The 6,300-nt window shown below is 44.9% G+C and carries 3 protein-coding genes; all 3 read right to left on the reverse strand.

Translation table 11 applies throughout. The features are described 5' to 3' along the window. Positions 1 to 114: 114 nt before the first annotated feature. Entirely contained in the window at positions 115 to 3,120 is a 3,006-nt protein-coding gene (locus tag GVI43_RS06585; protein ID WP_159566077.1) for an autotransporter outer membrane beta-barrel domain-containing protein, read from the reverse strand. Positions 3,121 to 4,767: 1,647 nt separating this feature from the next. After that, complete coding sequence (locus GVI43_RS16035; RefSeq protein ID WP_425482127.1) at positions 4,768 to 5,064, reverse strand: IS1/IS1595 family N-terminal zinc-binding domain-containing protein; 297 nt, start codon at positions 5,062 to 5,064, stop codon at positions 4,768 to 4,770. Positions 5,065 to 5,163: 99 nt separating this feature from the next. Further along, positions 5,164 to 6,300: autotransporter family protein (locus GVI43_RS06590; protein ID WP_159566058.1), on the reverse strand; the 1,137-nt coding region annotated here is incomplete at its 5' end.

Here is a 6,300-nt window from a genome sequence, read left to right on the forward strand (position 1 = left end):
TAGACATCATTTCAATTTCCTCAGCTCAAGTTCAAGCTTGTAATTTTGCTCTTGTCTATTTTGACCTTAAAAAGATCTGCAATAGATGATTGCAGATCTTTTTCTAGGTGATTATCAGAAGCTGACTTTTATGCCTAAATGTCCGGTATAGCCTTCCATTCCGCCATCAAAACCGCGTTGATACTTAGCATCTGCGTACATCTGCGTATCGTCAGCTAACTGCACGCTGACTCCAGCACCGGTTTGCCACCAACCATCGCTAAAATCTGCGCTTACATCAGTACCGCCAATGCCCACGGAGGTATTACCACCCAACCGTTGTACAACATCTGCCACCACATACGGTTTTACTGTTGCTTCGTCGTAGACTAAGCGTAGGCCACCGCGTGCTAGACCACTATGGCTTGACGTGCTGTCAATCGTGCTCACGCCATCGTTAAAGCTATCCAGATATAAGTATTGATATATCAACTGAGCCTGTGGCTCTAATATTACGTTGCCACCGAGTGCAAACGGCTTACCCACTTCGCCCGACAGGGCTGCACCGTAACCGTTCTGAGTTGCACGGTGATTGCTTTCATATTTATTGTGGTAATAAGTTCCCTGACCCACTAAATCCAGATAGCTATTGTCCTGAGCCATGCGGGTGTAATAGCCGCCCAAGCTCAGGGCATCACTCACCACGTTACCGGTATTCACCGACATAGTTGGATTCAGAGAACGAGCGTGATCCTGCACATCGGTATTTTGCGTGCCCATCGTCACCATCAGGCCGGAACTTACGGCGGTATCGGTGTCCGTCTGGTTCTGATATAGGTCTGAGCCAAACTGCACAAACCAGCTATTCCCACGATATCCAAAACGGCCAGCAGCATCGGTCCGGTGCTGCCCACCCATTCTGGACCAGGTATCATTATTACCATGGGTCACATCATCCCCGAGGCGTTCATGCAACGTACCGATAGTATCGAAACCATACTGTTGATTCAGATACGGCGCGGCAATGTAGCCAGCGACTTCAGGGCGATATGAAATCACATTATCAGGTATTGGATCGGAAGTGAGTGGCTGCAGGTAAGAGCGCAGATACCAGTCATTCACGTCTGTTGAACCACCTTCATACAGCAGATATTCATAGGCTCCGGCGCTGACGGTACTCCCCAACTTAAAGCTACTGCTGGACGCACCATCAATAGCAACTACCTGAATACCATCACCCACGGTTAACGCGCCCAGACCACCGCTATTATTCACCACTAAACGATGTTCGCCCGTTGCGTCACCGGTGACGTGGATTTTATCGCTCTGCGTATTAATATCACCGTCATTGAGTACCGTGTTCAGTATAAAAGTACTACCATTACCCGCTAGACTACCGGTCGTTAAGGTTTTAAACGCGCCCAGCTCAGGGACATTAAAGGAAACAACGGAGTCATTTACATTGAGCGCCCCCAGATCAGAATCCGCGCTCATCTGCCACTGGCTATTGTCCATATTCAGTACGGTCACATTATGAGTGGCCCCTTTAAGCAGGGAATCATTGCTCAAATTCACATTGGCACGACTATCAGCAGATACGTTCAAATTACCACTGAGTTGGGATGAGTTCGCATTCAACGTCAGCTGAGAGGCATTGTCTACGTTCAGTGCGTTACCGCCACCGCCGAAGATATCCGTAGCCGTTAAGTTAATTTCACCTAAGGCGGCAGAAACCAACATACCATCAGACGCCAGGCTGCTTACCGAGCTATTTTGCAAATTAATCACGCTGGCAGATAACGAGGAGCGGTCAATGACAATCCCGGCCGCGTCAATGCCAGAAGTGGAGGCTGTCACGTTATTCAGCACGGCTTTGCTCTGACCGCTGAGATAGACGGCTGAACCATTATCACCGGTAGTGTTAAGCAACGCATCGTTGATAGTCATCAGTACCGGGCTATGCTCACCATCAAGGCGAACGGCAACGCCGTTATTACCGGTAGCTTTAACCGTACCGCCGTTAACTACAATAGCGCCACTACGCTCAGCCCGAATACCGTCAGACCCGTTTCCGGAGGCGAGAACGTTCGTATTGTTAACGGCTATAGTAACAGAGTCAGTAGTAGCAAGAATACCGGCTACCCGTTGACCGCCAGAATCACCGCTAACGCTGATATCGGCATTATTTAGTTCAATATTGGTAGATGAACTACCCCAAACGCCATGAGCCCCATTCCCTGACACATCAATTCGGGTATCGTTGATTTTGACGGGGCCTGCACTCTCCACCATGACACCGTTACTTTGTTCGCCCTGTGTGGCGATCGTTCCACCATTTATCGTAAGTTGTCCAGGAATCCCGCCACTGGCCAAAACGCCATTAGCCCGTTTCCCTTTAGTGGTAATGTCAGTGTCCGTTATCTCTGCAAATACGCCAGCGAAATATATACCATTGGCTGACTCACCCTCAGTGGCTATAGCGCTACCTTTGATAATGCCATTAGAGTTATAGCCATGAATCATGGCACCATATGCATTTTGACCTAACGTATGAATATTAACGTTAGTTAGTTCCATCGAGGACTGTTCAAATGCCGTAATTCCGCTTCCGTTATCTCCGGTGGTTGAAACGGTGGTACCATTGACGACTAGCGTCGCGCCATGGCCGGTTATACCGTGAAAACCCGTACTGATCGAGCCATTTACTATATTAACTGATGAACCATCAGAGGCTAATATCCCATACCCGTCAGCAGCGGTGAGGCGTAGATCAGTATCAATAAGATTAAGTTCCGTGGTATTCAGGAGGTGAATTCCCAAATAACCATCGTTAATTAGTGAAGCGCCTGTTGCAGTAAATTTATCGGTCCCCATCAATGTGATAAGAGCAGCAGCGTTACCTATAACCCTATCGCCAGGATTTAAAATTGTGATATCACTATGATGACCCAAACCGATATAATCATAATCCGTAGCAAATGCATCAAGTGAACAAAGCGAACTCAAACCGCCAAGAACCAATGCCGCAGCGCGGTTGCCTAATCTTGATTTGTTCTTTTTCTTTCCTCGGCCTAATTCAGATGCAACAATCCATTGTCCTAACGTACTATTCCAAATAATTCGATAAATTTTATTCATCATTTCATTCCATGTTTAAATATAAAATATCAAGATAAATTAAGGTATTGTCCTTTTTTTATCGTAATATCGTTATTAGCGATAGCGTTCCTTCCTATCACTGTAGCCATCAGTTTTTACTGGTAATTAGAAACTATAATCATGTTGTATTAATTCGGCTCCTTTCGATCCTTGGGTGCAATCAAATAAACAAAACAGTGTTCAAAAAACCTATATGACAAATACCCAATAGGCTTAATATTGTTCAAGTCAAGGTGGAATTACTTAACTCACCGGCATTAAGGTTTTGTCCATCAACATTTTTGGGTAAATGTCAATAGCACACAAATACCTCTTATTGGGTATTTTAATGTTCAGCCGTAGTTTAACTACCGAGTAAAGTGGAGGGGGGTAAATAAAGATTTATAAAAAATAACTTAGTTGTTACGACTTCTTTTCTAAAATTTTCCATTTTTCAACCCATCCCTGAATATAAACAACGAATCCGTTAATCCCTCTATTTTTGACGTTTAGGACTAAAAAACGCCACAAAACAGATCTTATGGCTGTCATTCTCTACGAATGCAAAATAAAGATCTATTACTATTTTCATCGCTTTGAATTATAGGTGGCGTTTTTTTACACAAAAAATAACCAACCCATTAAATTATAAATAAATTATAAATAAACCACTTTTCTTAAAAAATATTCGCAGGTTTAATTATTTATCATTAAAAGATTAAGAACTTTAAATTACCGCATTTTACGGTTTATTGTTCTGATAATGTATTTTATAAAAGAATTTAAATCCCTTTATCTTGGAATGGCTATAATTGTTATCTATTTTTAGTATCAATTTTCACACTTTAAATCTCTAATTTTATCCAAATATCCCAACATTAATTTCTGTATGCTGCACCGTGTGACGGACATTTTGGTGCCCACGCGAGCTTTGAATTAACCGGGTATCAAGCTAAAGTAAAGTCGCAGGTATGGCGTAACGCATACGGATCAAATTAACATCTCGCTTCTTTTCCTAATCTGCAAATAATGTTACAAAATTGTTGCTTCTACGTGTTTGCCTCTTTTCGGATCGCAAATAGTCAATTGTATTTCTCATTTGCATCAAAAACGGCTGGCCCTGATAAGGACTTTATTTTTGAATAATATTTAACCATTCAATAAATAAAAGCCATTAATTAAAATCAATGCGTTGTTATTTTTGTATGTTAGATATCTTATAATTAAGAAATTTCATTAGGAAAAAATTGCACACCTTATTATTTCAATATAATTTTTCTCTATTAACCTCCAATATGGAGAGGTTCGGGAATAGTCGTAAATAATGTAAAGGTGAGTACTTATAAAAGCTATTTTACAATAAGGCTAATTTACCTATGGTGTTGTACCCGTCATACTTCAAGCTACAGGTGCGTTAGCTGCTGCCATTACTTGGTCTGGTCAGTCCTCGCTCTACGGGCCAGCGCAAGCACTGTTCAAAACGCTGGAGCGTTTTTGTTCTGTAACTCGAATCATTTTGGGTATATACCGATAGTTATTATATTTTATTTCGTAGAAATATAATTTCCATTCCGTTATTCAAAAATAAAAAAACCACCTTGTCTAAGATGGTTTCCCCAGTTTTCATTAAAATATAACCATCCGGTCAGATTAAGATGAAATTATTTCTTCGCTCTCATTGGCCAATATAAGCGTATGCCGGCTAATCATATTTAACCCAACGCCGAGCTGGGCCGCTATATCAAAGTTGCTTTTCCCTTCGTCCAGCAGTTTCTTAATTAACCGGTGTATTTCATCTTCATTGCCATGATAAATATAATTAGTCTGAAACGTCCGGTTGCACGCCGTGCATAGGTAACGCGTGATACCCACCCGGGATTTTCCATGTCTACGGATATGATTTTTGTCTTCACAGTAGTGACAACAAGGATTGTGTTTGATTTCCATATTTTCCACCCCTTTTATTCACAAGAGAGTTAAAACGATAAAGACGGCGTATAAAAAAGGCCCGCAATAGATAATTGCGGACCCCGTCTTTCACTCCTGTCAGAACCTGTATTTAAAGCCAACGGTTAACGACGTGTCGCTATAGCCTTCATCACCCATTTGCTGAGCCACGTTGGTCCACAGATTAACGTGCTTATTCAGTTGGCCTTCGGCCCCCAGCTTCAGCTCGCCCACGTTAGCGTTGCCCGCTTGCTTGACCGCCACGCCGTCCAGCACGGCACCCGCCTGTTCGGTGTTATGCAACCAGTTGGCTTCGACATACACGGTAAATAGCTTGTCTTTACCTTTGTCTCCGTCGCTCACGCCATCACGGGACAGCTTCACGCCCAGACGAGTCTGAACGTTGTTCTCACCCGATGAAGTCACGCGGGTACCGTTAACTTCTCGGTGGTCGTCAGCGCTGATACCGCTCCAGGTTACCTGAGCCTGTGGCGTGATAAACACCTGACCGTTCTCACCCTGATAAACCGGGAGACGATAGCCGCTTTCAACCGAGGCGCTCAGGCCACTCATATCGTAACTTTCGCCCGATAGCTGCTCGCCGTGTACCTCAGCGTCCAGCAGGCTGTACTGCACCCAGCTGTCCACATACAGACCGTTCAGGGTGTTGGCATCCTGATACCAGGTGGCGTAAACGCCGCCGCTGTAGCCGTCAACCCGGCCTTTGGAGCGATAACCGCTGCGGCTATTCCCACTCTGGCTGTCTGACTGGCCGTAGCCCAGCATCACGCCCACGCCTAAGCGGTCATTATCGCTGAACTGCGCCTGCGCTACTTCACCGCCGCCCTGAATCACATAGGTGTTGGTGGCGGTTTTAATCTGACCGCTGGTGTCTCTGAACTTGGTGCGGTTGCCCACCTGACGTAGCCACATACTGGAGTTCTCTGCCCGACCTTCACGGTCTTCTAAGCGCAGGTTAAACAGTTTTCCGGCGGCGGCCATATTGGCCATGTAGCTGCCGGCTTCCGGACGGATGATATTGTCAGCAGGCGTCGGGTTAACCGGATTGAACGGGTCAGCCGGACTCGTCGGGTCAGGTAGCTGAGAACGCAGATACCAGCCGCCGTCGTTCGGTGTAGAGACACCGCCCTTATTCAGGAAGTACTCATAAGCTCCGGCTACCGCACGGTTATTGAGCGTAAAGGTACCGTTAGACACACCGCCAACCCTCACCAC

It is taken from the genome of Budvicia diplopodorum (genome assembly GCF_009800925.1).
Lineage (GTDB): Bacteria > Pseudomonadota > Gammaproteobacteria > Enterobacterales > Enterobacteriaceae > Budvicia > Budvicia diplopodorum.

Bases quoted from the DNA above. Each gene is read 5' to 3' on its own strand.
- GVI43_RS06585 (WP_159566077.1), bottom strand. From the start codon at position 3,120: ATGATGAATAAAATTTATCGAATTATTTGGAATAGTACGTTAGGACAA.
- GVI43_RS16035 (WP_425482127.1), bottom strand. From the start codon at position 5,064: ATGGAAATCAAACACAATCCTTGTTGTCACTACTGTGAAGACAAAAAT.